General features: G+C 71.7%; 2 protein-coding genes. Both read left to right on the top strand.

The genetic code is table 11. From position 1 onward, the window contains the following. Positions 1–10: 10 nt before the first annotated feature. Positions 11–14,164: an SDR family NAD(P)-dependent oxidoreductase gene (locus WMF17_RS24360; protein ID WP_437643502.1), complete on the top strand. Its 14,154-nt coding sequence runs from the start codon at positions 11–13 to the stop codon at positions 14,162–14,164. Continuing rightward, positions 14,161–25,395, top strand: a complete 11,235-nt coding sequence (locus tag WMF17_RS24365) for an amino acid adenylation domain-containing protein (protein WP_437643504.1) — start codon at positions 14,161–14,163, stop codon at positions 25,393–25,395. The genes WMF17_RS24360 and WMF17_RS24365 overlap by 4 nt, the downstream gene beginning before the upstream one ends. Positions 25,396–25,501 lie beyond the last annotated feature (106 nt).

The following is a 25,501-nucleotide window of genomic DNA, read 5'->3' on the forward strand; positions in this document are numbered from 1 at the left end:
GGGATATTCCATGTCCAGCCATCTTCGTCCTACAGACACCATCCTCGTCTTCCAGCCTGAAGGAGCGGCGTTCGGCGGGCTCGACGAGCAGCTGAAGGCTCGGCTCTCCGGGGCGCACAGGTCGCTCTTCGTCCGGACCGCGGAGCGCTTCACGTCGATCGATCCGCACACCTACGGCATCGACCCGGGTCGCCCGGAGGACTACCGGCGGCTGTTCTCGGCGCTGGAGCAGCGCCATGCCCTGCCGACGCACGTCCTGCACGCGGGCAACTGCGTGGGCGGCAGCGCGGGGGCGGCCGGGGCGGCCGACGCGCTCGCGACCCTGCGCGAGAGGCTCGATGAAGAGCTCGGGCGGGGCCTGTACGCGATGCTCGCGCTGGTCCAGGCCAAGCTGGCCGTGAACCCGTCCGGCGCCACCCGCTGCGTGTTCGCGTTCACCGCCGACGAGGCCGGCCCGCGGCCTCACCACGAGGCCGTGAACGGCCTCGCCAGGGCCCTCACGACGGTCGATCACCGCTTCGAGCTGGCGACGGTGCAGATCGATCGCTGCGACGCGGCCACCGCCGCGCGCCGGCTCGTCGACGAGCTGACCTCCCCTCACCATCGCAACGGCGGCGAGGTGCGCTACCAGGACGGGAACCGGTACAGCCACGAGATTCAGCGGCTCGAGCCCGCTCCGCACGAGCCGGAGCCGACCTCCAGCTTGCCGCTGCGCGCGGACGGCGTGTACCTGGTGACCGGCGGATGCGGCGGCCTGGGCATGCTGTTCGCTCGCTACCTGGCGAGGAGTTACCGCGCCCGCCTGGTCCTGAGCGGCCGCGCTCCGCTCGATGACGAGAAGCGCGCCATGCTCGAGGAGCTCTCGTCGCTCGGCGGTCGCGCGGCGTACGTGCGCGCGGACGTGGGCGACGCGGCGGAGACCCGGCGCCTGCTCGCCGCCGTCGACGCGGAGTTCGGCGGCCTCGACGGCATCTTCCACTGCGCGGGCATCGCGGATCGCACCCCGCTCGCCAGGGCCACCTTCGCGGATTTCGACAGGGTCCTGCGTCCCAAGGTCCACGGCACCCTCCACCTCGATCTGGAGACACGCGACCGGAAGCTCGACGTCTTCGTCCTGTTCTCGTCGGTCTCGGCGCTGGTCGGCGACTTCGGCGCCGGCAGCTACTCCGCGGCGAACTTCTTCCTCGATCGATTCGCCGAAGCCCGCGAGCGCATGCGACGCAGCGGCCTGCGCGCCGGGCAGACGCTGTCGGTCAACTGGCCCCTCTGGCAGGACGGGGGCATGAGGCTAGAGGAGCAGGACAAGGCCCTCTATTTCGAGTTCTCCGGCATGGGCGCGCTGGGAGCCGCCCAGGGACTCGCGGCCTTCGAGGACGCCCTCCGGGCCGGGCGCCCTCAGCTCCTGGTGATGAGCGGTGACCGCAAGAAGATCGACCGCATCCTGCAGGTGCGCGAGCCGCGGGCGGCGTCTGCGCCCCGCGACGAGCCCCGGCGGCCCGACGCTCAGGTCCCCGCGCCGCCGCGCGCGTCCGGCGCGGCGCCGGGCCCGGACCGCCGGGGCGCCGCCGCGAGCTCGAGGCCCTCGTCGGGCCAGGGCGACCCCGCCCGGCCGGCCCCCCGGGCTGCGCTGCGGCGCGAGCAGCTCGTGGCCCTCACGCGGGATTACCTGCGCAGGATGCTCGCCCAGGCCACCAAGATCCCCGTCGACAAGATCCACGCGGACAAGGACCTGGAGGTCTACGGCATCAACTCCCTCATGATCATGGAGCTGAACTCGCTCCTCGACATGGATTTCGACTCGCTGCCGCGCACCCTCTTCTTCGAGTACAAGAGCCTGGCCGAGCTGGCCGCCTTCTTCGTCGACGAGCACGAGGCGCGGCTCCAGCAGCTGCTCGGCGCGCCCCCGGCCTCGTCCCCGATCGCGGCCCCTTCCGAGGAGGAGCACCGTCCGGCCGAGGAGGGCGCGCCAGAGATCGTGCTCGACGCTGGGCCGGAGCCCGCGCTGGCCGCGCCCGCGGCGCTCGGGCCGGAGGATCTCGGCATCGCGGTCATCGGGTACGGCGGCCGCTTCCCGAAGGCCGACGATCTCGACGCGTTCTGGGAAGCCCTCAGAGCCGGCGTCGATTGCATCACCGAGATCCCGCGCGAGCGCTGGGACTGGCGCAGCTACCACGATGATGCCCCGGGGACGCCCGGGAAGAGCTACTGCAAATGGGGTGGCTTCGTCAGCGATGTGGATCGCTTCGATCCGCTCTTCTTCCGCCTCTCTCCCCGCGCCGCGCACAGCATGGACCCTCAGGAGCGGCTCTTCCTGAAGGTGGCCTGGGAGACCCTCGAGCACGCGGGGTACACCGTCGATCGGCTGGTGCGCGGGAGAGAAGCGCCCCCGGGCGCAGGCCGCCGCAACCGGGTGGGCGTCTTCGCGGGCGTCATGTGGGGCGACTACGGCAAGCACGGGCAGGACGAGCTCCACAAGGGCAATCCCGTGATCGCGAGCGCCGACTACTCCTCGATCGCCAACCGCGTCTCCTACGCGCTCAACCTGCACGGCCCCAGCATCGCCTTCGATACGGCGTGCTCGTCCTCGCTCGTCGCCATCCACCTCGCCTGCGAGAGCCTCAGGCGAGGCGAGTGCCACTACGCCATCGCCGGCGGCGTGAGCCTCTCATTGCACCCTGCCAAGTACCTTCAGATGAGCAACCTCAAGGCGCTGTCCGCCGAGGGCAAGTGCCGCAGCTTCGGCGCGGGGGGCGCGGGGTACGTGCCCGGCGAGGGCGCGGGCGCGCTCCTCCTCAAGCCGCTGCGTCGGGCCATCGAGGACGGCGACCACATCCACGCCGTCATCAGGGGCACCGCCGTGAATCACGACGGCAAGACCAACGGCTACACGGTGCCGAACCCGAACGCCCAGGCCGAGGTCATCTCGGAGGCGCTGCGCCAGGGCGGCGTCGACGCGCGCACGATCAGCTACGTGGAGGCCCACGGGACAGGGACCGAGCTGGGCGACCCGATCGAGGTCGCGGGCCTGACCAAGAGCTACCGCCAGGACACCAAGGACAGGCAGTTCTGCGCCCTTGGATCGGCGAAGTCCAACATCGGCCACCTCGAGGGCGCGGCCGGGGTCGTGGGCGTGATCAAGGCGCTCCTGCAGCTGAAACACAGGCAGATCGCGCCGTCGCTGCACTCGCAGCAGCTGAACCCGAGCATCGATTTCGCGAGCTCGCCTTTCTGGGTGCCCCAGGAGCTCAGCGCATGGGAGCGGCCGCGCCTGGCGGGGCCAGACGGCGAGAAGGAGATCCCGCGGCGGGCCGGCGTCAGCTCCTTCGGTGCCGGCGGGGCCAACGCGCACGTCGTCCTGGAAGAGTGGGAGAACCCGCCGCGCGCGCGGCCGGGCCGGGACGAGGTGCTCGTGGTGCTCTCGGCCATGAGCGAGGAGCGCCTGCGCGCCTACGCCGGAAAGGTCGCCGCCTTCCTGAGCCGGGCCGAGCCCGATGAGGCTGCTGCCGAGCGCCGCGACCTCGAGCGCGTCGCGTACACCCTTCAGACCGGGCGTGAGGCCCTGGAGTCGCGGCTGGCCATCCTCGCCGCCGATCACCGGCAGCTGATCGCGGACCTGATGGCCTACGCCGAGGGTCGCCCGGGCGAGGAGCCGTCGCGCGTCGTTCACGGGACGGTCAAGCCCTACGAGCTGCCCGAGCTCGGGGAGGCCGACCTGACCGCGCTCGAGGAGGCCGTGGCGCGCCACGACCTCACCACGATCGCGCGGCGGTGGGTCGCAGGATACGCGGTCGACTGGCGCCGCCTCTATCCCACTCCGCCGCCCTACCCGCTGCCCCTGCCCACGTACCCGTTCGCTCGAGACCGCTACTGGATACCCGTGGTCGCGGAGCGACCTGCGGTCGTCGGCGCCGCGAAGGCGCTCCACCCGTACCTGGACACCAACGTATCCACCCTGGAGGAGCTGGCGTTCGAGAAGACCTTCACCAGCGCTGACCCCGTGCTGCGGGATCACGTGGTCGCCGGCCAGCCCGTGCTGCCCGCGGTGGTGTACCTGGAGATGGCCCGCGCCGCCGGCCGCCGCGCGGGACGCGCGCCGGTCTCCGGCATCCACGACGCCGTGTGGGCGAGGCCCGTCATCGCGGCGGGCGACACCGTCACGCTGCGCATCAGCCTCGCCTCGGAGCGTCACTCCGTCGTCTACCGCATCTACTCGCAAGCCGAGGGCCCGCCCGTGATTCACGGGTACGGGTACCTCGCCACGGATCCGCCCGGGGACGCCCGCCCTGCGGCGTCGATCGAAGCCCTGCTGGGCCGCTGCTCGCGGCAGATCGCGGCCGATGAGCTCTATCGCTTCTTCGAGGGGCTGGGGATTCAGTATGGCCCTGCGTTCCGGCCCGTGGAAGCGCTGCACTGCGGGGACCGGGAGGCGGTCGCCCTGCTGCGGTTGCCCGACGCCGCCGCCGCGGGCGGAGACGATGACGGGCTGAACCCTTCTCTCCTGGACGGCGCCCTGCAGGCGATCGCGCACCTCGGGTTCGATCACGAGCTCGAGCCCGCGCTCCTGCGCCTTCCCTTCACCCTCGGCCGGCTCGTGATCCGGCGGCCCCTCACCGCGCCGTCGTGCTACGCGCACGCGGTCCTCACCCAGGACTCCCGGGCTGGCGGGGAGCGGGTCCTGAAGTTCCGGATCGACGTGTTCGACCCGGGCGGCGCTCTCCTGGTCGAGATCGTCGATTACAGCGTGCGCATCGTGGCGCGCGGCGCGCTCGGCCAGCCCGCGCCCCGAGCAGCCCAGGCGGCTCGCGCGGCGCCCGCCCACACCCTCTGGTACCAGCCGGTCTGGGAGGCGACGCCCCTCCCCACCGGGCACGCAGCCGCCATGGCGGGGGAGCTGCCCGAGCGGATCCTGGTCCTCGGCCGGGAGGACGAGCTGACGTCGCGCCTGGTCGACGCGCTGAGCCGGGTGCGCCCCACGCGCAGGCTGGTCCCGGGCACGAAGTTCAGTGAGCTCGATCCGACGGGCTACCGGCTGGATCCGGCAGATCCGAGCCACTACAAGCGTGCTCTCGAGGCGCTCTCGCGCGACGGCCGATGGTCCGGCGGGAGCCTCGGGGTCGTTCACCTCTGGCGCTATCCCGCCAGCGCCGAGAACGCCCTCGCCGAGGGGCTCCACTCTCTGCTCTACCTCGTCCAGAGCCTCGCCGCGCCGGGCGAAACGCAGCGCGTCCGCTGCCTGTTTGCCTCTGGCCACCGCGACGGCATCGCCGATCCGCACGACGAGGCGCTGGCCGGCTTCGCCGCCGCGCTCGCCCCGGCAACACCGCATATCGAGCTGATCACCCTGCAGGCGGATCCGACGCGGCTCCACGCCCAGGAGCTCGTGGGCATCCTGTCGAGCGAGCTCGCCGCCCGCGACATCGGCCCTGGGAGCGAGATCCGTTATACCTCCGCGACCGCCCGGTGGACGCGCGCGCTGCGGCCTCTCGAGGACGGGCCGCCGCAGATCGAGGACGCCGCGCCGCTGAGGACCGGTGGCGTGTACCTGATCACCGGCGGCTGCGGCCACCTCGGCTCGCTCTTCGCGCGCCACCTCGCCGGGCGTCACGGTGCGCGGCTCGTCCTCAGCGGCCGGTCCCCGAGCGACGCCGCCAAGGACGCCCTGATCCGCGAGCTCCGCGGCCTGGGCGGTGAGGCCATCTACGTTCAAGCGGACGTGAGCGACGCGGAGGCCGCGCGGGCGCTGGTGCAGACCGCGCAGCGGCGCTTCGGCGGGCTTCACGGCATCTTCCACGCCGCCGGCACGGGCGAGGCGCCGCCCATCGCCCAGGCCGACGCCGCCTCCTTCGCCAGGGTCCTGGGGCCCAAGGTCCAGGGTACCTTGAACCTGGACGCCGCCACCCGTCACCTCACCAGCCTCGAGCTCTTCGCGCTCTTCTCCTCCCTCGCCGCGGTCATGGGTGACTTCGGCGCAGGCTGCTACGCTTACGCGAACGCGTTCATGGACCGCTTCGCCGCGCGCCGCGAAGCGCAGCGCGCGCAAGGCCAGCGTCATGGCAAGACCCTGGCGATGAACTGGCCTCTCTGGGCAGGCGAGGGCATGAGCCTGCCCGCAGGACAGAGCGCGCTTTACGCCGACGTGGCAGGCATGCGCGCGCTCGATCCGGCGCTCGGGCTGGACCTCTTCGTCCGGGCCCTGAGGGCGGACGCGCCGCAGCTCCTCGTGGCCCACGGGAGCCCCGAGCGGATGCGGCGGGTGATCGAGCGGAGGAACCCGCGCGCGGCCGCGGTCGCGCCGCCCGCCGCCGGCATCGCCGGCGAGCCTGCCCTCGAGGAGCAGCGCCTCGCGGAGGCCGTCGAGGAATACCTCAAGGGCCACTTCTCCGCCGTCTTCACGATGGCCGCCGACCGGATCGACGCGCAAGCCAACCTGGAAGACTACGGCATCGACTCGATCATGATCGTGGAGCTCCACGCGCGCCTCGATCGGGACATGGCGCCGCTGCCGCGCACCACCTTCTTCGAGCTCCGGACCGTCCGTGCGCTCGCCGACCACCTCGTCAAGGTGCGGGGCGCCGAGATGCGCCGGGTGCTCGGCCTCGACCGGGCGGCGAAGGCGCCTGCTCCCTCGAACGTCGGCGCGCCCGCGCCGCGCGAAGGGGCGCCGGCCTCGCTCCCCGCGCTGGACCCGCGCCCGCCCGTCAGCGCGTCACCGGACGAGGACACGCGCGCCGGCGTGGACAGCCAGCCCGACAGCGCAGCCGCCGCGCGGCCCGGCGCGCCCCCCGCGGACGACGACATCGCCATCATCGGCATGAGCGGCCGGTACCCCAAGGCGCCCGACCTGGACGCGTTCTGGGCCAACCTCAAGGCGGGGCGCGACTGCATCGAGGAGATCCCCGCGGAGCGCTGGGATCACCGCCGGTACTTCGATCCCGAGCCGGGCACCGAGGGGAAGAGTTACTGCACGTGGGGCGGGTTCATCGACGACGTCGACAAGTTCGATCCGCACTTCTTCCATATCTCGCCGAAGCAGGTGGCCACGATGGACCCGCAGGAGCGGCTCTTCCTGGAGACCGCGTGGGCCACGCTGGAGCACGGCGGGTACGCGCGCGTGCACGAGGAGGCCGCTGCGATAGGGGTGTTCGCCGGGGTCATGTGGGACGATTACGGCCTCCTCGGGCTGGAGCAGGCCGCGCTCGGGAACCACGTGCCTGCCGGCTCGGACCATGCATCGATCGCCAACCGGGTCTCGTACGCGATGAACCTGAGCGGCCCGAGCCTCACGGTGTCGACGGCGTGCTCCTCGTCGCTGCTGGCGGTGCACCTCGCGGTGGAGAGCCTCAGGCGCGGCGAGTGCGCGATGGCCATCGCGGGCGGCGTCAACCTCTCCCTTCACCCCAGCAAATACACCCGGCTGTGCCAGCTCCAGATGCTCGCGCCGGACGGCCGCTGCCGGAGCTTCGGCGCCGGCGGCAAGGGATACGTGCCCGGAGAGGGCGTGGGCGCCGTGCTGCTCAAGCCATTGAAGCGAGCCCTGGCCGACCGCGACACCATCTACGCGGTGATCAAGGGCAGCGCCGTCAATCATGGCGGCAAGACCAGCGGGTACACCGTGCCGAACCCCAGGGCGCAGGCCGACGTCATCGGCCGCGCCCTCGAGCGCGCCGGCGTCGACGGGCGCACGGTCAGCTACGTCGAGGCCCACGGCACCGGCACCGCGCTGGGAGACCCCATCGAGGTCGGCGGGCTCGACGAGAGCTACAGGCGCCACACCAGCGACAGGCAGTTCTGCGCGCTGGGCTCGGTGAAGTCGAGCATCGGTCACCTGGAGTGCGCGGCGGGGATCGCGGCGATCACGAAGGTCGCTCTCCAGCTGCACCACCGGCAGCTCGTGCCGTCCCTGCACGCGGATTCCCTCAACCCGAACATCGATTTCGAGAGCACGCCCTTCTATGTGCAGCGCACGCTCGACGCGTGGCGCCGCCCCGACGTGCGCGAGGGTGGAGCGACCGTGGTGTACCCGCGCCGCGCGGGCATCAGCTCGTTCGGCGCAGGCGGGACCAACGTCCACGTCATCCTGGAAGAGTACCAGGGCCCGGCGCCGGTCGCGGAGGCCAGCAGGCCTGAGCCGGCGCTCATCGTGCTCTCGGCGCACACCGAGGATCGGCTGCGCGCCTATGCCGAGCGACTGCTCCGCTTCTTGAGCTCCACGGACGGAGACGGCGGGGCAGAGCCCGCGTCTCCTCCGGCCTCCGCGCCGGCCCTGCGCGACGTGGAGCCGCCGCGGATCGCGCTGCGGGACCTCATCGCACGCCACCTGCGCATCGACCCCGGCGAGATCGACACCGACGCAGCGCTGAGCGAGCTCGGCCTCGAGGCGCTCGACCTGGCGCTCCTGGCGGAGCAGATCGAGCGTCGCTTCGGCGTCCCGGTGAGCCGCCAGCAGCTGAACGGCCAGGCCACCCTGGATGAGCTGTCGCGGCACCTCGGGGGCGGGGCGGCGCCGGACGCGGCGCAGCGCCGCGAGACACGTCGCCGCGACGTGCTCCTCAAGGATCTCGCCTATACGCTGCAGGTCGGTCGCGAGCCCCGGCAGCACCGCCTCGCGCTGCTCGCCGCCAGCGTGGACGAGCTCATCGAGCGCCTGGGCGGGTATTGCGACGACGCCGTCGTGGACGCGTCTTCGTCCTTCACCGGTCAGGCGACCCGAAAGCCCGGACCGGGCAGCTCCCGGCAGGGAGCCCAGATCGAGGCAGATCGCGTGCGCGCCCTGCTCGAGGAGCGGGACCTGGACACGCTCGGCCGGCTCTGGGTCACCGGGTGCCACGTCGACTGGTCGCTCCTCTACCGCACCGAAGCGCCGCGCCGGATCGCCCTGCCGACAACCCCCTTCGCGCGGGAGCGGTACTGGTTTTCCCGGTCCGCGGAGCTCCGGCCGGACGGCCGCGCTGCGTCCGAGGCGGCTCCTGCGGGGACCGCGCTGCATCCTCTCGTCGGCCGCAACACGTCGACCTTCCGGGAGCAGAGATTCGCCACGACCTTCACGGGCGCGGAGGTGTTCGTCGCCGACCACCGGATCCGCGGCCGCGCGTTGCTGCCCGGCACCGCCTACCTGGAGATGGCGCGCGCGGCCGGCGAGCTCGCGGCCGAGCGCCAGGTGCGCCGGATCACGAGCGTCACCTGGTCGAGGCCGATCGAGGTGGCTCGCGGGCCCGTCGAGGCCACAATCCACCTGGAGCCGACCGACACAGACAGCGAGTTCCGGGTCTGCACGGAGGACGGGGCGGTCGTCCATGCCGAGGGCCGTATCCACCTCGATCCCGAGCCCCTGGCGAGCGAGCCGCCCATGGATCTCGCCGCCATCAAGGCGCGCTGCGCCGAGCACCGAACCAGGGAAGACAACTACCGCTTCCTGCGCGAGCGAGGGTTCGAGTACGGGCCAGCGTTCCAGGCGGTGGAGGCCTTCTATGACAACGAGCGGGAAGCCCTGGCCCTGCTCGCCCTGCCCGAGCCCTATTTCAGCGCCTTCCCCGCGGGGTTGCACCCGCTCCTCCTGGACGCGGCCGTTCACTCAGGGGTGCTGCACATGCGCCGCGAGGCCGCGGGCGAGGGCGGAACCCCGGTGCCGTTCCACCTCGACGAGGTGATCCTGCTCCGCCCGCTGACGAGCCGTTGTTACGCCTATCTCCAGCTGCGTCGACCCGCCGCACGAGGAGCCCGGAGCGACGCCGTCCTCGATATCACCCTCCTCGACGAGGGCGGCGTGCCCCTCGTGAAGGTCAGAGGGTTCACGGGTCGACGGCTCGACAGCGCCGACGGCGCCTCGGAGAAGAACAGCCTCCTCTTCTTCGCGGAGGGGTGGCAGCCCGCCCCGCTCGTGGAGGCGCCCGGGCGCGCGGCGATCGCTCGCGTGCTCTTGCTGGCCGAGGACGGCCCGCGGGCGCGCGCGTTCGAACGGCTGGTCCGCGGCCAGGGCACCGACCTGGTGTGGGTCCGACCGAGCACGACAGGCGGGGAGCAGAGCGCGCGGAGCGAGGCATCGAGTCGACCCCGGCGCGCCGGCGCGCGGCAGAGCGGCGACGGTGCCGGGAGGCTCACGATCGACCCGTATTGCGCCGAGGACCACCGCGCCTTGCTCGCGGAGCTCGAGGAGCAGGGCCGATTGCCCGACGGGATCATTCGCCTCTGGGACGCCTCGCTCGATGGCGCGGGAGCGACGGAGCCCGGAGCGCAACCGGAGCGCGTCGAGGAGCTGGAGGAGCTCTTCCACCTCGCCGGTGCCCTCGGGCGGGTCGCTCCTGACCTGAGGGCGCGCCTGCTCCTCGCCTTTCACGGGGAGACACCGCCCCTCGCGCTCGAGGCCGCCTCCGGCTTCTGTCGATCTCTCGGCCTCGTCATGCCCGGCCTCCGGGCGAGCACGATCCAGTGGAGCCACCGAGAACCCGCGTCGCACGCCCGGGAGCTCTGGGCCGAGCTCGCGGCCGGCGGCGCGACCCCCGCGTCGGCGGCGAGCGTCGGCAGGAGCGCGGCGGAGGTCTGCTACGACAGCCGCGACCGCCTCGTGCGCCTGGCCGTACCCACGGAGCTGACGCCCGAGGCGAACGCCGGCTCTCCCGCGCTCCGCCGCGAGGGGGTCTATCTCATCACCGGTGGCTGCGGCGGTCTGGGGCACCTCGTCGCCCACCACCTGGCGCAGCGCCACGGCGCGAAGCTCCTCCTCACCGGCCGCTCCCCGCTCGACGACACGAAGGAGCGGCAGCTGGCCCGGCTCCGCGCCGCAGGCGGGGACGGTATCTACCACCCGGCGGACGCGGCGGACGAGCGGGCCATGGCAGCCGCGGTGCGCCTCGCGAAGAGGCGATTCGGCGCGCTGCACGGGGTCATCCACGCCGCGGGCGTGGCCGACAAGCGGGCTGTCACCGACAAGACCTGGGCGGAGTTTCACGCCAACCTGCGACCCAAGGTGGAGGGCACCGTCGTCCTCGACCGGCTCACCGCCGGCGAGCCCCTCGACTTCTTCGCGCTGTTCTCCTCCACGTCCGCCCTGCTCGGCGACTTCGGCGCCTGCGACTATGCCACCGGCAACCGGTTCCAGATGGCCTATGGCGCCTACCGCGAGCGGCTGAGACACGAGGGCCGGCGGCAGGGCGTCACCCTCGTCATGAACTGGCCTCTGTGGCGCGACGGCGGCATGGGCGGCCGCGCCGAATCGGAGCAGACCTACCTGAAGACCAGCGGCCTGGATTACCTCGAGACGGACGCCGGTCTGGCCACCTTCGAGCGCATCCTCCATGCGCGGCGCTCCCCCATCACCGTGTTCTACGGCAAGCCTTCGCGGGTGGCCCGGGCCCTCGGCGTCGAGGCGCCGCCGCGCGCGGCGAGCGCGCCGGAGGCCGCGGCGCCGGTGCACGCCGCGACGCCCGCCCGCCGAGCCCCGGAGCCGGCGCGTCCGATCGAGGCCGCGTCCACGGCCTCGACGCAGCCAGAGCTGCGCGACGTCATCATCGACGCCATCGTCGACGTGCTTCACCAGAAGCGCGGCGTCATCGCTCCGGACATCAACATCGCCGAATACGGGTTCGACTCCCTGTCCATGGCGAAGTTCGCCGGCCAGCTGGGTCGCCGCCTCGGGTTGAGCCTGCCTCCTCTCATGCTCTTCGAGCACACCACGGTTCGCGAGATCGAGGGTTACCTGGAGCAGAATCACGGGGCCGAGCTCCGCGCGCGGCTGAGCCAGGAAGCAAGGGACGCCGCGCCCGCCTCGCCTCCGGCGTCGAGCGCCGCCGCCTCGCCCCCGGCGTCGCCGGGCGGCGGCTCCCGGCTCGCCGGCGCGCGTCGCTCGAGCGCGGCGCGCCCGTCGCAAGGCGGAGATTCGAGCGGCGACATCGCCATCATCGGCGTCGGCGGCCGCTACCCCAAGGCCGACGACCTGCGCACGTTCTGGTCGCGGATCAAGGCGGGCGAGAGCTGCATCGAGGAGATCCCCGCTGGCCGCTGGGACAAGGAGCTGTACTTCGACCCCCGGAAGGCGCGGAGCGGAACGACGGCCAGCAAATGGGGCGGCTTCCTCGAGGGAGTGGACCAGTTCGATCCCCTGTTCTTCAACCTGCCTCCGAACCGGGCCCGGCTCATGGATCCGATGCAGCGGCTCTTCCTGGAGAGCGTCTACGAGACGATCGAGGACGCTGGCTACACCCGCGGGAGCCTCTCGGCGGGCGGCGGCAAGGTCGGCGTGTACGCCGGCGCCATGTACAACCACTACGCCATGCTCGCCGGAGACGAGGCGACACGCGGCTATCTGCTCGCGACCTGCGGCGCCAGCATCGCCAACCACGTGGCGTACTTCCTCAACCTCCACGGGCCCTGCCTGACGGTGGACACCGCCTGCGCGTCGTCCCTCACCGCCGTCCACCTCGCCTGTGAGAGCCTGCACCTCGGTCACTGCGAGATGGCCATCGCCGGGGGTGTCAACCTCTCCCTCATCCCCCAGAAATACGTGGGTCTCAGCGAGCTCCAGTTCCTCAGCGGAAGCAATCTCAGCCGTCCTTTCGGCGACAGCGACGGCATGGTCCCCGGCGAAGGCGTGGGCTCGGTGCTGCTGAAGCCCCTCGATCGCGCCGTTCGCGACCGCGATCATATCTACGGGGTCATCAAGTCGAGCGCCATCAGCCACGGTGGGACCAGCACGGGCATGACGGTGCCAAACCTCAAGGCGCAGGCGGATCTGTTCGTCGAGGCGCTGGAGAGGGCAGGTATCGACCCGCGTACGATCAGCTACGTGGAGGCCGCCGCCAACGGCTCGGCGCTCGGCGATCCGATCGAGGTGAACGCGCTGACCAGAGCGTTCCGGCGCTCCACGGCCGACACGGGCTTCTGCGCGATCGGCACCGTCAAGTCCAACATCGGGCACCTGGAGGCAGCCTCCGGCATCTCGCAGCTCACCAAGGTGCTGCTGCAGCTCCAGCACGGCGAGCTGGCGCCGACCATCAACAGCGAGCCACGCAATCCCCGCCTCCAGCTCGACGGCACGCCGTTCCGCGTCCAGGACCGCCTCGAGGAGTGGCGACGACCGGTCATCGACGGCCGGGAGGTCCCGCGCCGCGCGTTGATCAACGCCTTCGGGGCCGGCGGCGGATACGCCACCCTGCTCGTCGAAGAGCACCGCCAGCCCCCGCGCCTGGAGGCGCAGGCGCACTCGCCCGCCGGTCCACCGGAGGTCTTCGTGTTCTCCGCGAAGAGCCGGAAGAGCTTGCACGACCTGGCGGCCCGGGTCCTCCGCTTCATCGACGAGGCGGCTGTCCTCTCCCTCGAGGACATGGCCTACACCCTGCAAGTGGGCCGCGAGGCCATGGAGGAGCGCATCGCGGTGGTGGCCGCCACGCGAGACGCGCTGCTGGCGGCCCTGGGCGCCTACGTCCGCGATCCTGACGCCCCCGCGCCTGGCCTGTTCAGCGGCCGGGTCGACCTCGATGAGGCGCCGGCCGGCGGCGCCGTCCGTCCACCCACCGAACCGGTCCGCGGCCGCGAAGAGGCGGCGCGCCTGTGGGTCGGAGGCGCCACGATCGACTGGGAGGCCCTGTATCCTCACCGCGCCGCGCATCGCATCACGTTGCCGACCTACCCGTTCGACCGCCGGCGCTGCTGGCTCGATCCATCACCCACCTCGGAGACGCCCGCGCCCCCTGCGGCGTCCCCGTCCGAGCCCCGCCGGCGTTCGGAGGCGCGAGCAGCGCCGGCCATCGCTGGAGCCCCGGATCTGGAGAGCTATCTCTGCGATCGCGTGGCGGCGGCGCTGGGGCTCTACCGCGGCGAGCTGACGGCCGACGCGTCGTTGCGCCGCTTTGGACTGGACTCGATCACGACCGCGAAGCTCAAGGTCACCCTGGAAGACGAGCTCGCCGTGATCATCCCGATGGAGGTCATGAGCGGAGCCCGCAACGTGGCCGAGCTCGCCGAGCACCTCTCGGCGCGGGGAGCCCGCGCGCCGCGGGGAGCGGCGAAGCACGTCGAGGTCCCCGCCGACGGGGCGCTCTGGCCTTCAGACGAGCCCCCTCCCTTGAACGGGAAGCTCAGGACCCAGTTCCTGGCCTTTCATCACGACCTGACCGGCGTCGCCGACGAACACCTCGTCCGGCTCTATGCCAGCTTGCGAGAGGACACATGACGACCGAGAGAGCGGTGAGCAGCAGCGAGTTCGCCGCGCTGTCCACGGAAGAGAAGAGGCGGATCCTGCTGCGCTTGCGGGCGGAGCGCGCCTCGGTCCTGGCGGCCGCCGGAGCGCCGGACGGAGCGCAGGACGGCGGCCGTCCGCGCGACGCTTCCCCGCTCCGCCCCGTCATCACGGCGCGTCCAGGTGACCGCTGGCTCCCTTTCCCGCTGACTCCAGTTCAGGAGTCCTTCCTGGTCGCCAAGCAGCTCGACAGTGCGTCAGATCCTGTGGGCTGCCACATCTACCTGGAGATCGAGGAGGCGGGCCTCGATGTGCTGCGGCTCGAGCGCGCCTGGCACCGGCTCGTCGGTCATCACGACATGCTCCGGGCCGCCATCTTCCTCGACGGCACACAGCGGGTGCAAGAGCACGCGGAGGTCCGGCCCTTTCGGGTCGACGACCTGCGCGAGCTGCCCGGCTCGGAGCTCGCTGCGCACCTGCAAGCCGTCCGCGCCGGCATGTCCCACCGGGTCTACGGGCCTGGGTCGTCGCCGCTCTACGAGATCCGCATCACCTGCTGCCGCGATGACCGCAGCGTTATCCACCTCAGCATCGATGAGTGGATCGTGGACGCCGCCAGCCTCAACCTCCTGCTCGCCCAGTGGTACCGCCTCTACCACGATCCCGAGGCGGTCCTGCTTCCCTCCGAGCTCACCTTCCGCGACTACGTCCTGGCCCTCCGGGCCTTCGAGCAGGCGCCCGCCTACCAGGCGGATCTCGCGTACTGGTGCGACAAGCTGGCCCGCATGCCCGCGGGCCCCGCGCTCCCTCGCGCCGAGCTCCCCCGAGCACCCGAGGACAGCGCCGGGCACCCCCGGCGCCGCGTCCACGGCCTGCTGCCCCGGGATCCATGGGGTGCGCTGAAGGACCGGGCGACGGTGCTCGGCGTCTCCCCTACCACCCTCCTCCTCACCATTTTTTCCGAGGCCCTCGCCCTCCACTGCCCGTCCGGGCCGTTCTCCCTCACGCTCACCTATTTCAATCGCCCGCCGATCCACCCGGATATCGAGCGTCTGGTCGCTCCTCTCATCTCTACGCACCGCTTCCTCGTCGAGCACCTGCCCGACCTCGCCATGCAGGAGAAGGCCCAGCGCAACCAGCGGCAGCTCTGGCGCGACATGGACCACGACCGCGCCGACAGCATCAGCGCCTTCCGCGCGCTCAAGGCCAGGCGCAATCTGACCCTCACGAGCCCAGTCGTGTTCACCAGCGTCATCAACAACGTGGGCAAGGAGGCACGGCAGCAGGGCGGCAGCTGGATGGATCAGGTCACCCACTCCATCACCCAGACCCCGCAGGTCCACCTGGATCACCAGGTCTCCGAGAAGGACGGCGACCTGTATTTCACCTGGGACGTCGTGGACGCCGTCTTCGCGCCGGGGCTCATCGACGCCGCCTTCGACGATTACCTGGGCCTCCTGCATGCGCTCGCGACGGAGGACCAGCTCTGGACGTCGTCCCGGTGGCGCGATGAGCTCCGCGATCTCCGCCCCCGGCTCCGGGGCGGCCCCGATCGGCCCTCACCGGCGCCGAAGGGCGACGGCTTCGAGATCATCGCTCGGCCGGAAGAACGACACCGCAGGTTTCCCCTGTCCGATCTGCAACAGGCCTACTTCGTGGGTCGCACCGCGCTCATCTCCAACGGCGGCGTGAGCTGCCAGATGTACCAGGACTTCGAGCTCCGCGACCCGGACGTCGCGGGGCTCGAACGGGCGTGGCAGCGCGTGATCGATACCCATGAGATGCTGCGCGCCGTCATCCACAGCGACGGCACGCAGAGCATCCGCGCCGAGGCGACCCGGTATTCCATCCAGATCGCCGATTACCGTGACCATTCGCCCGAGGCCCGCTCCGCCGCCCTGGCCGAGCTGCGAGCGGCCATGGTCGCGAAGGTCTTCCCCCTGGACGGGTGGCCCTTCTTCGACGTGCGGCTCTCGCTCACGGAGCCGTCCAGGGCCGTCCTGCATGTCAGCATCGACCTGCTCATCGCTGACGCGGTCAGTATTCACACCGTCTTCAAGCAGTTCTTTGCTCTGTACCAGCAGCCTGACGCGCGGTGCTCCGCGCCTTCGCTCTCCTTCCGCGACTACCAGATCGCCCTCAAGGAATACGAGCGCACGCCAGCGTACAAGATCGACGCGGAGTACTGGCGCCGCCGGCTCACGGACCTCCCCGGGGGCCCCGAGCTCGGCATGCGCCTGCCCGAGGACAGAGATCGCCGCCTGGCGCGCCGCGAGCTGCACGGCGTCCTGCATCGGTGGCCGCTCTTCCAGGAGACGGCCGCGGCGCTCGGTGTGTCGGCTGAAACCGCGCTGCTTGGCGCCTACATCGAGGTACTCGGCAGCCGCTCCGCCCGGCAGCCCTTCACGGTGGTCGCCGTTCGCTGGGATCGACCGCCGGTGCACCCGGACGTCGCCGAGCTCGTCGGCGACTTCACGGCGATCAGCTGGATCGCATCGCCCCGGGGCGACACCTTCGCCGAGCGCCTGCTGCACATCGAACGCACCCTGGCCGACGATCGCGCCCGCCGCCTGGTCAGCGGCCCCCGGATACTGCAACAGCTCGCCAGGAAGTCCCGCGAGCGGCAATTCCTCACCTTCCCGGTGGTGTTCACCGGCCTCGGGCCCACCCTCAAGGGCCTCCTCCCTGACGGCGTCGCCCTGGGGTATCGGATCACCCAGACGCCCCAGGTCTTCCTGGACAACATCAGCATGGAAGTGGGCGACTCGCTGCAGCTTCACTGGGATTCGGTGCAAGACATCTTCCCCGAGGGGCTCATCGAATCCATGTTCGACGCCTACTGCGGCATCCTCGGCCGGCTCGCGCAGGACCGCGGCGCCTGGCATCGGCCTCGGTTCGATGAGCTCCTGCATGGCCCCGCGGCCGCGCCGCCTCCCAGGGCGGCCTCCTTCGATCCGGGCCGCGCCGCCGCCCAGCCGCCCGGAAAGGCGCCGGGGGGCGGCCAGCGCTCGTCCAGCGATACCCGGTACCTCACGAGCCTGCACCGGCTGATCGAGGAGCGCGCGAGCCTGAGCCCCGACCATCCGGCGGTGGTCTTCGAGGGCGAGCAGCTCACGTACCGGGAGCTCAACCGGCGGGCCAACCAGACGGCGCGCTACCTCCAGAAGCACGGCGTGGGCCCGGATCGGCTGGTGGGCGTGCTCGCCGAGCGCTCGCTCGAGATGGTGGTCGGCCTGCTCGCCATCCTCAAGGCCGGGGGCGCTTACGTGCCCATCGACCCCGCCTACCCGCGCGATCGTATCGAGTTCATCGCCGAGGACGCCGGCATCTCCGTCCTCCTCACCCAGGAGCGCCACCGGCTCCCGCGCTTCCGCGGCGCCCAGCTGTGCCTGGACGCGCAGCGCTCTCTCGTCGACGGCGAGGCGGCGCACGCTCTCGATCAGACCGCCGGGCCGGAGGACCTAGCCTACGTCATCTACACCTCCGGGTCCACCGGCAGACCCAAAGGGTGCATGATCTCCCATGGCGCGATCTGCAATCGCCTGATCTGGATGCAGGACCGCTATCAGCTGCAGCCCACGGATCGCGTCCTGCAGAAGACGCCCTACACCTTCGACGTCTCCGTATGGGAGTTCTTCCTTCCCCTGATCGCCGGCGCCACGCTGGTCATGGCGAGGCCTGGGGGCCACAAGGACACGGCCTACCTGGCCCGGGTCATGGAGGAGCAGCGGGTCACCACGTGCCATTTCGTGCCCTCCATGCTCAATTTCTTCCTCAGGAGCCCGGCGCTCCCCACGCACCTGCGCCAGGTGTTCACGAGCGGCGAGGCCCTGCCCTACGAGCTCATGGAGACCTTCCTGCATCGCTCCAGGGCCAAGCTCCACAACCTGTACGGCCCGACGGAGGCCGCGGTGGACGTATCCTACTGGCAATGTGAGATCCGCCCCGATCGAAATGTGCCGATCGGCCGCGCGATCGACAATGTCACGCTTCATATCCTCGACGATGACCTGCGGCCCGTGCCCGCGGGCGCCGAGGGCGAGCTCCACATCGGCGGCGTCTGCCTCGCCCGTGGCTACCTCAACCGCCCTGAGCTCACGCGGGAGAAATTCATCCCGAGCCCGTTCGAGCCCGGCGATCGCCTCTACAAGACCGGCGACAGGGCCCGTTACCTGGAAGACGGCAACATCGAGTTCCTGGGTCGGCTCGACTCCCAGGTCAAGCTGCGCGGGTTCCGCATCGAGCTCGGCGAGATCGAGGCCGTGCTGTGCGGCCACCAGGACGTGAAGGACGCCGTGGTGGTCGTGCAGGACGCCCAGACCGAGGACCCCAGGCTGGTCGCCTACGTGGTCGCCGGCGACCGGTCCTCCCCCGGCCCCACAGCGCTCAGAGCCTACCTCAAGGACCGCCTCCCCGAGCACATGGTACCCAATCAGCTCGTCGCGCTCCCGGAGCTCCCCGTGACCGCCCACGGCAAGCTCGACCGCAAGGCGCTGCCCTGGCCCGTGCCTCGCTCGCCGGCCACGCCCGGGGCGCCGCCGGCCGCGGCCACGCCGGAGCCGCCCGCCGCGGCCACGCCGGAGCCGCCCGCCCAGGCCGCTCCTCCCGTGCCGGCGGTCGACCCGGAGCCGGCGGTCCGCGACGAGCTCCAGCGCTTCTTCGGCGAAGCGCTCCGCCTGGCCCATGTCGATGCCGACGCCGACCTCTTCGAGCTCGGGGCCACGTCGCTCACCGTCGTCCAGGCGTCGCAGCACATCCAGGGACGCTTCGGCGTCGAGCTGCCGGTCAGCATCGTCCTCGCCACGCCGACCCTCGGCGCCGTCGTTCGCCACGTCGTCGAGCGCACGGCCGCCGGCGTGCGTGCGCCCTCAGCCCCGGCGACCACGGCTCCCGCACCTGCCGCGGCCCCCGCACCTGCCGCGGCCCCCGTGACGACCGCCGCGCCTCGCGCTCCTGCAGCGCAGCCGTCCACCGGCACGGACGCAGGCACCCCGCTCAACTTCTTCTCCAAGGAAGATCGCGATCGCCTCAAGCAGCGAGAGCTCCACCTGCGGCACGATCTCGAGGGCCTCCCGACCGTGGACCTGATCGACGCGCCCGCGGACCCGCAGGTCTATCGCGAGCGCGCCAGCCGGCACGATTACCAGCCGAAGCCGATCCCGTTCGCAGCCTTCTCGAGCTTGCTCGCCGTCCTGAGGCGGTATCCGAGCGGACAGCGGACCCAGTTTTGCTACCCCTCCGCCGGCGGCACCTACGCGGTCCAGACCTATGTCCACGTCAAGGAGGGTGCGGTCGAGGGCCTCGAGCCAGGCCTCTATTACTATCATCCGGAGCGCAACCAGCTGGCGCTCATCAACGCCCGCTTCTCCATCGGCCGCGCGCACCACTTCTATTACAACCGGGAGCACTTCGATCGCGCCGGGTTCGGCCTGTTCTTCATCGCTCAGACCGACGCGCTGCAGCCCATTTACGGCGACAGCAGCTTCACCTTCGCCGCGATCGAGGTGGGGTGCATGGTCCAGCTGCTCATGAGCCATCAGACCAGGACGAGCCTGGGCCTGTGCCCCATGGGAGGGCTCGATTTCGACGCGATCAGCGCTGATTTCGAGCTCGGCAGCGGGCACCGCTACGTCCTCTGCATGCTGGGCGGCCACGTCGACCACCCCCGCGACCCCGTGGACGGCCGCGCGAAGCCCGGCCAGAGCGCCCGCGATCCTGGCTTGCCCGAGCTGTCCGCCGCGCCGGCGGATCGGCGCTCCCCCGCGCCGACGGTCGCTTCCGGGTCGCGCGATGTCGCCGTCATCGGCCTCGCGGGCCGCTATCCTGGCGCCGACACGCCCCACGACCTGTGGCGGCTGCTCAGCGAGGGCAGGAGCGCCGTCACCCGGCCTCCCCCCGCGCGCTGGAGCGCCGGCGCCGCCGACGAGGGAGGCGACCCCGGCTGGGGCGGCTTCCTCCCCCGCATCGACGCGTTCGACAGCCTCTTCTTCAACATCTCACCCGCCGAAGCGCGGCACATGGATCCCCAGGAGCGCCTCTTCATCGAGGTGGTCTGGGAGTGCCTGGAAAACGCCGGCTACACCCCCGAGGAGGTGAAGCGCTCGGCTCCCCGGGTGGGGGTCTTCGTGGGTGTCATGTGGAACGACTACCAGAGCGTGGGGCTGGAGGCCTGGCAGCGGGATGGGCGCGCGCAGGCGGTGACCCTCCACTCGTCGATCTGCAATCGTATCTCTCACCTCTTCGACTTCCAGGGCCCGAGCGCGACCGTCGACACGTCCTGCTCCTCGGCCCTGACCGCGCTGCACCTGGCCTGCCGTAGCCTCCAGCGCGGCGAGTGCGACGTGGCCCTGGTCGGCGGCATCAACCTCCTCGGCCACCCTTCCCATCGCGACCTGCTCTCCGCGCTCAACCTCACCTCGAGTGACGAGAGGACCCGCGCCTTCGGCGCCGGCGGCACCGGCTGGGTGCCCGGCGAGGGTGTCGGCGCCGTGCTGCTCCGGCGCCTGCGGGACGCCGAGCAGCACGGCGATCACATCCACGGCGTCCTCAGAGGCACCGCGGTCGCCCACGCCGGCAGGACTGCCCGGTACGGCATGCCGAGCACGCACGCGCAGGCCGAATCCATCCGCGCCGCCCTCGCGGACGCCGAGCTCGCCGCGGCGGAGATCGATTACGTCGAGTGCGCCGCGACCGGCTCCGGCATCGCGGACGCCTCGGAGGTCAGCGCGCTCCAGCAAGCGTTTCAGGGGCGGAGCCCCGACGGCCCGCCCTGCGCCCTCGGCTCGATCAAGCCCAACATCGGTCACCTCGAGTCTGCCTCCGGGATATCCCAGCTGATCAAGGTCCTCCTGCAGATCGAGCACGGCCAGCTCGCCCCGTCGCTGTACTCCGAGCCGCGCAACCCGTTGATCCAGCTGAACGGCACGCCCTTCCGGATCAACCAGGAGCTCACGCCCTGGCCCGGCGCCGCCGGGGTCGCCGGCGCGCCCCCCTCGCCGCGGCGAGCGCTGCTCAACGCGTTCGGCGCCACCGGCTCCTCCGCGCACGCCATCGTGGAGGAGTACGGCCCCCGTCGCGCCGGCGCCCACGCCGGGCCCGCGGGCCCGTGCGTCTTCGTCCTGTCCGCGGAGACGGCCGAGCAGCTCGACACCCACGCCGGCGCTCTCGCAGACCACCTGCGCGACCTGCGGAGCCGGCCTCGGCGTGCCGGCGCCGCGCCGCCGGCGGCCGCGGACGTCGCGTACACCCTGCTGGTGGGCCGCCGCGCGATGGACGAGCGCCTGGCCATCGTCGCGACGGATCTCGACGAGCTCGAGGCCCGCTTGCGCGGCCACCTCGCCGGGCGCGGAGCGCAGGACGGCGAGCACGTCATCCGCGGCCGCGCCACGAGCCGCGACGGGGCGCCCCCGCCCCTCGACACGCCGCGCGCGGCCCTGGCGCGCGCATGGGTGCACGGAGCGCCCGTCCCCTTTCGCGATCTGCATGGCCAGGGTCCGCGCCGCCGGGTGCCCCTCCCGACCTATCCTTTCGCCCGCCCGTCCCACTGGCTCGGGCGGCATCCGGCGGGCTCGGTCGCGGAGTTCCGCCCCCCGACTGCGGAGCCCGCGCCGCAGCGACACACGGCCGAGGAGGCCCCCGCCGCCGTGAGCGCGCCCTCCTCGGATCCCGCCCTCCGCAAGGCCGCCCTTCGCCTGGTGTGCACCTGCTTCTCCGATGCCGCCGAGATCCCGCGCGAGCGCCTCGATCCCGAGGTGCCCCTCGACCGCTATGGCCTCAACTCGATGCTCGTCGTCCGGTTCACCCAGCTGCTCGAGGCGCAGCTCGGAGAGCTGCCGAGGACCCTCGTTTACGAGCACAACACGCTCGCGTCCCTCGCCGATGGCCTCATCGCCCGCCGCGGCGACGCGCTCCTCGAGCACCTCGGCCTGCCCCGGCCGTCGCCCGCGACGCGCCTCCCGGAGCTCCCCGCGCAGAGTTCCCCCGCGCCGCGGGCCGCAGACGCGGTCCTGCCGAGCTCCGAGTTCGCCATCGTCGGCCTGAGCGGCCGCTATCCCGGCGCCGACACCATCGACGCGTTCTGGCAGAACCTGCAGCACGGGCGAGACTGCATCACCGAGGTGCCCGAGGGCCGGTGGGGGTCTGCCGCTGCCGGCCCGCAGGGCGGCCCTGACGCCGCGCCCCGCCGGCACTGGGGCGGCTTTCTCAGCCACATCGACCGGTTCGATCCCCTCTTCTTCAACATCTCGCCGCGCGAGGCAGCGGCGATGGATCCCCAGGAGCGGCTGTTCCTGCAGACCGCCTGGGGCGCCTTCGAGGACGCGGGCTACACCCGCCAGCGGCTCGCGGACGACCAGGAGCGGCAGGGCGCGGGCGTGGGCGTGTTCGTCGGCAGCATGTACCAGCACTATCCGATGCTGGCGCGAGATCCGGCCGCCGAGGCCTCCTCCTCGTTCTGGTCGATCGCCAACCGGGTATCCTATTTCTTCGATCTACGGGGGCCGAGCCTCGCCGTCGACGCCGCGTGCGCGTCCTCGCTCACCGCGATCCACCTGGCCTGCGAGAGCCTGCGCCGAGGCGAGTGCTGCCTCGCGCTGGCCGGCGGCGTCAACCTCCACCTGCATCCCGGCAAGTACGCCGCCCTCGAGCGCATGGGGCTCCTGAGCAGCGGCGCGTTGAGCAAGAGCCTCGGCGACGGGGACGGCTACGTGCCCGGCGAGGCGGTCGGCGCCGTCGTGCTCAAGCCCCTCGCTCGCGCCGTCGCGGACAACGATCGCATCTACGGTGTCATCAAGGGCAGCTTCACGAACCACGCCGGCAGGACCGTGGGTTACGGGGTCCCCAGCCCGGCCGCCCAGGCCAACCTCATCGCGGCCGCCCTGCGGCGGTCGGGCGTTCACCCCGAGACCATCGGCTACGTCGAGGTGGCGGCCAACGGCTCCTCGGTCGGCGACGCCATCGAGCTCGCCGGCCTCCAGCAGGCGTTCGGCAGGTTCACGGACAGGAAGCGGTTCTGCTCGGTGGGCTCCGTCAAGTCCAACATCGGTCACCCCGAGGCCGCCTCGGGGATCGCGCAGCTCACCAAGGTCCTCTGCCAGCTCCAGCACCGGACGCTGGCGCCCACGCTCCACGCCGAGCCGCTCAACCCCGGTATCGCCCTGGACGACAGCCCGTTCTACGTCCAGCGGGAGCTCTGCCCGTGGCCGGCGCCGCCCGGCGAGGAGGGAGGGCGCCCTGTCCCGCGCCGCGCGGCGCTCAGCTCGTTCGGCTCCGGCGGGACGAGCACTCATATCGTCGTGGAGGAGTATGCGGATCCCGATCGCGCGGCGCAGCCCGCGCAGGACGCCGCTGGCGACGGGCGCCTCGAACCTGCTGCGTTCGTCGTGCCCGTCTCTGCGCGGACCCGGGAACAGCTGGGCGCGCTCGCCGCCGCGCTGGCGCACGACATCGAGCGCCGGATGCGCCCGCGCAGCCATGGCGAGCGTCCGTTGAGCGATCGCGACCTGCCTGCCATCGCGTACACCCTGCAGGTCGGGCGGGAGGCCATGACCGAACGCCTGGCCGTGGTGACCCAGAGCCTCGGCGATCTCGTGGCCCGGCTGAAGCAGCTCGCCGAAGGCCGCGGCGACGCGGAGGACCTCCACCTGGGCAGCGCCTCCCCCGGTCCCGCGTCGATGCTCGACGGCCGTGAGGGCGAGGCGTTCCTCTCGATCCTCCTCCAGGACGGCAAGCTCGACAAGCTGGCCCGGCTCTGGGTGAGCGGCGCCGCCATCGACTGGCGGCGCCTCTACAGCGGGCGGGCGCCCAGGCCCCTCTCGCTGCCCGGTTATCCCTTCGCGAGCGAGCGTTACTGGATCGCCGAGAAGCCATGGCCGCTGCCCCCGCGCGCCGAGCCCCCGGCGCTGCGGGGCAGCCCCGAGCCCGCCGAGCGCGCCCAGGCCCTGGACCGCGACGCGGAGACGCCGGGATCCATCGAGCAGGAAGTCGCGGCGACGCTGTGCGACGTGCTCGGGCTCGACGCCAGGCACGTCGATCGAGATCGGGAGTTCCGCGATTACGGCATGGACTCACGCCTCTCGGTCGCCTTCATGCGATCGGTGCAACGACGGTTCGGCCCCCGCGTCACGCTCACCGCTGCGCACACCCATCCGACCCTGAGCCGGCTCGCGGCTTACCTCCACCGGACCCTCGCCAACGGGCATCGCGCGAGCGACACCGCCCCCGCCTCCGCGGCGCCTCAGCTGCCCGCGCCCGCCGATCGGAGGGCGCCCGGGGAGCCGCGCGCGTCCGGCGCCCTCTCGCTCGACGTTCGGTCCGCGTCGCGCGACGTCGTGGTGCCGCTCGCGCCGGGCCCTGATCCGACCGAGCTCGTCTGCATCAACCCGAGCGGCGCGCGCCGGACCTCGTTCTGGGTGCACGGCGCGCCCGGGCTCGCGCAGCCCTTCTTCCAGCTGTCCGCCGCCCTCGGCGGCGATTACCCGCTCTTCGCCTTCCAGGCCCGTGGCATGGACGGCAGCGCGATGCCGTTCACCAGCATCGAGGAGACCGCCGCCTATTACATCGCGTGCATGCAGCAATGGCGCTCCAGGGGGCCCTATTTCCTGGGGGGGCTGTCCTCCGGCGGCATCATCGCCTTCGAGATGGCACGTCAGCTCCAGCAAAGAGGAGAGACCGTCTCCCGGCTGGTCCTGCTCGACACGTATCCCTCCGTCGGCGGCATCATGGAGTCGACCCCGGAGAACAGCGATCCGACGTTCCACAACCTGCTCATGGCCAACTCCTTCCTCAGTTTCAATCTCTCGGGCAAGGCCGCCATCAGGCCCGCCGATCTCGTCGATCTGCCTCCCGAATACCAGATCCCGCGCATCGTACGGCTGATCAAGGAGCGGAGCGGCACCGCGCTCACGCCCGACCAGATCTACAGGCAGCTGAGCGGGAGCATCGCCGTGTACAAGTACCTGGACCTCGCGCTGAAGAGCTACGAGCCCCGGCCGCTCGACGGGGTGGACGTCCTCTTCTTCCAGGCCCAGAACGGCTTCTTCGGCGGCGCGAACCCGCTCGACCTGCCTGTGCTCGACGCGCTGACCGGCTACGATTCCGTCACCCCCTGGCGCCAATGGCTCAGGGGGAACCTGCTCGTCGCGCCGCTGCCGTGCGCGCACGTCGAGATCATGGATCCTCCGGCGCTGGAGCAGATCGTCGCTCACCTCCTGGAGGATCTCGCGTGACGTCCACGGGCGCGCGCCGCTTCCGTGGCCCCGGACGCCACGCGCATGCAATGGCACCTGGCCAGGACGACACAACAACAATGCCAGATGGCATTTCGATTGACCC

It is taken from the genome of Sorangium sp. So ce362 (assembly GCF_051519845.1).
Lineage (GTDB): Bacteria > Myxococcota_A > Polyangia > Polyangiales > Polyangiaceae > Sorangium.